The organism is Mitsuaria sp. PDC51 (genome assembly GCF_900113225.1).
Lineage (GTDB): Bacteria > Pseudomonadota > Gammaproteobacteria > Burkholderiales > Burkholderiaceae_C > Roseateles.
Genome location: NZ_FOZE01000001.1, coordinates 2,189,497 through 2,193,037 on the forward strand (window position 1 = coordinate 2,189,497; position 3,541 = coordinate 2,193,037).

Sequence of the window (3,541 nt, forward strand, 5' to 3'; positions counted from 1 at the left end):
CCGATGAACGCGGTCCACACCCCCGAGATCGCCGCCGCCGCGCTGGCGTCGAGCGGATTGAGCCCCGAGCAGCGGGCGGTTGCCTTGGCGGATCCGTCGGCGGCGCTGACGGCGTGGGTCCGCATCGACGGCCCGCTGGACGTCGTCGCGCTGAGGCGGGCGGTCGAGCAGGCGGTGGCCGAGCACGACCTGCTGCGCACGGCCTTCGGCGCCGTGGACGGCTATCGCGGCCTGCGGCAATGGTCGCTGCCCGCGACACCGGTGCTGGATTGGCAGGGCGCTGATCTGCGCGACGCGGACATGGCCGACTCCACGGCCAACTCGACGGCCGACGGAGCGGACGAACGCGAGGGCGGGCTGCATGGACGCGGAGAGGGCGTCAGCGCGCTACACGCGTGGCTGGGCGCACTCGCGACGCCGCTGGCGATCGATGAGGGGCGCGTAGTCCGCGCGGGGCTGGCGCGACTCGGTGAAGCGCGCCATGTGCTGGCGGTCCACGCAAGTGCCTTGGTGGTCGACGCCGGCAGCTTGATCGCGCTGCTCGCGCGGGTGGCCGGGATCGCGACCGCGGATGCGACCGACACCGAGCACTTCCAATACGCGCAGTACGTCGACTGGCGTGCGGAGCTCGCGAGCGACGACGGGGCGCAGGCGGGCAACGCCTATTGGCAGCGTCACTTCGCGGGCGCCGCGGTTGACGCGGTCGCCGCGAACACCACGGGCGCCGTGGGCGTCGTGAGAGCGCTGAACGTCGCCGACTGGCAGGCACCTCGGCTCGCCAAGCCGCTCGCACCACGAGCGGGGCGTGTCCAGGCTCGCGCGGCGTTGCCGGCTGACCTGGTTCGCCGTCTCACCGATGCCAATGCCAACGGCGACGGCGACGGCGACGCCAGCGCGGCCGGACCCGAACGGCTGCTGCACGCGGTGTGGCTGCTGCTCCTCGCGCGTCTGAACGGCTTCGAGCCATTCGTCGCTGGTTGGCGGCACGACTGCCGCGCCGACTACGACCTGATGCGCGGCGGCATGGGCCTCTTCGAGAAGATCCTGCCGATGGCGATGACGCCGCGCCCGGAGGCCCGCTTCTCCGACTGGCTCGCGCATTGCGCGGCGATCGCGACGAATCACGTGGACGCCCAGGAGTACTGGCCGGTCGATGCCCCACCGACCACGGCGCATCGGGAGGCCGTCTTCGGCTGGCGCGAGGCCGTGCCGCCCGCGGCCGGCTGGTCCGCTCCGGAGGTCGAGTTGCCGGAGCGCGATGTCGCGCTCTCGCTCGATGTGCATTGGGGTCCGCGCCCGGAACTGGTGCTGAGCGCCGACGGGACGCGCCATTCACGCGCGGCCCTCGAGCGGCTGCTGTGCCAGTTCACCACGCTGCTCCGCGCGGCGCTCGACCACCCCCACGCGGCAATGCACATGCTGGATCCCGTCGGCGAGGCGGAGCGGACGGCGCTGCTGGCCTGGCGCGGCGAGCGACGCGACGTGGGCACGCTCACGATCTCGCAGCATGTCGCCGAGTGGGCCGCGCTGTCGCCACAGGCGCCCGCCGTGGAGGCGCAGGGTGAGACGCTCGACTACCGGTCGCTCAACCAGCGGGCCAACCGGCTCGCCCGCGCGATGAGCTCGCTGGGCGTGACGCCGGGCGCGCTCGTGGCGCTGAACCTGCCTCGCAGCGCCGACCTGATCGTCGCGATCCTGGCGACGTGGCGCGCCGGCGCGGCGTATCTGCCGCTGGAACCCCATTGGCCGGAAGTCCGTCGGAAGGCGCTCCTCGCCGACGCGCGGCCCGCGCTGGTGCTGCACGCCGCATCGCTCGGCGGCACGAATGCGGTCGACGTGGCGCTCCATTGCCGCGCGGCGGTCCTCGCCGGCGAAGGCCTGAGCCCCGCAGATGAGCCGGCGCTCGACTTGTGCACCCTCGACGCCGACATGCCGCCAAGCGTCGCGGGACTGGGCGATCTGGCCTATGTGCTCTACACCTCGGGCTCGACCGGCCAGCCCAAGGGCGTCGCCATCGAGCATGGCCAGCTGCTCCATTACGTCGTCGGCAGCTCGGCCGCGATGGACCTGGCGGCCAGCCGCCGCTGGGCGCTGACGAGCTCGGTGGTGGCCGACCTGGGCAACACGGCGCTGTTCGGCGCGCTGTTCAACGGTGCCTGCCTGGTCATCGCCGAGGACGCCGACACGCGGGACGCGGACGCCTTCGCCCGCTTCGTCGACGGGCGCGGCATCGACGCCATCAAGATCGTGCCGTCCCACCTGGAGGCGCTGCTGGACGCCCGGTCGCCGCGGTTGCCGCGCACCGTGGTGCTCGGCGGAGAAGCCGCGCCTCGCGCGCTGATCGAGCGCATCTGGCGCCTGGCGCCGGGCACCGTGATCCACAACCACTACGGCCCGACCGAGACCACGGTGGGCGTGCTGGTCCACCGCGTGCGCCCGTCCGATGCGCAAGGCGCCGACGCGCTGCCGCTGACGCAGGTGCTGCCCAACACCCGGGTCCATGTGCTCGACGAGGCGATGCGGCTGGTGCCGGCCGGTGCCCAGGGGCAGGTCCATGTGGGCGGTCCGCAGCTGTGCCGCGGCTACCTGGGTCGCGAGGTGCCGGGCGTCTTCGTCGACGACCCGTTCCGGCCCGGCGAGCGCCTCTACCGCACCGGCGATGTCGCGCAGGTGCTGGCCGAGGGCGGCCTGCGCCTGATCGGACGCGCGGATCACCAGCTGAAGCTGCGAGGCTTCCGCGTGGACCCGGCGGAGGTTGAGGGTGCGCTGCTGACGCTGTCCGGCGTGCGCCAGGCCGTCGTGCTCGGGATGCCCGGCGTCGGCGGCATCGAGTTGACCGCCTGCGTCGCCATGGCTGAGGACGGTGCTGGCGCCGACGTCGGCCTCGGCGGCCTGCGCGAGGCGCTGAAGTCGCTACTGCCCTCGCACATGGTCCCTGCACGGGTGATGCGCGTCGACGACCTCCCGCGCCTGCCCAACGGCAAGCTCGATCGCGCGGCCATCGCGACGCTGATGGCGTCCGCCCTGACTTCGTCCTCGACCACCACCGCGACATCGACGCCATCCGTCGTCGTGCCTGCCGCGCTCGGCGCGCTCGACGGGCTCAGCGGGACGAGCGGCCCGACGGCCTCTGTCCAGGCCGCATCCGCCGGCGCGCCGCGCGACGCGCTCGAGACCGTCCTGTCGCAAGGCATGGGCCTGCTGCTGGGCCGCGGCCCGATCGGCATCGACGAGGACTTCTTCGAGCTCGGCGGTCATTCGCTGCTGGTGATCCGCCTGGTCGCGCGCCTGCGCAAGCTGCTGGGCATTGAGATCGAGCCCGGCCTGGTCTTCGACCACCCGACCGTGGCCGAGCTGGCCGCCGCGCTGCGCGCCGGCCCCTGGGACACCTCGGGCTTCGAGCGCCTGGCCGCCACCGACTGGCAGACGTCCGAGACCGCAGGGCCCCAGACAGCGACATCCAAGACAGCGACATCCGAGACCACGGCCTCCGAGACCGCGACGCCGTCCCCCTGATCCCTCTGTTGCACCCATGAACGAC

General features: G+C 73.1%; 1 protein-coding gene. It reads left to right on the forward strand.

What is annotated here, in order from left to right; translation table 11 throughout:
• The first annotated feature begins 3 nt into the window (after nt 1–3).
• Nucleotides 4–3,516 carry an amino acid adenylation domain-containing protein gene (locus BM393_RS09585; RefSeq protein ID WP_175538261.1) on the forward strand — a complete coding sequence of 1,171 codons (3,513 nt, stop codon included), beginning with the start codon at nt 4–6 and terminating at the stop codon, nt 3,514–3,516.
• Nucleotides 3,517–3,541: the final 25 nt, after the last annotated feature.

Bases quoted from the DNA above. Each gene is read 5' to 3' on its own strand.
- BM393_RS09585 (WP_175538261.1), top strand. From the start codon at position 4: ATGAACGCGGTCCACACCCCCGAGATCGCCGCCGCCGCGCTGGCGTCG.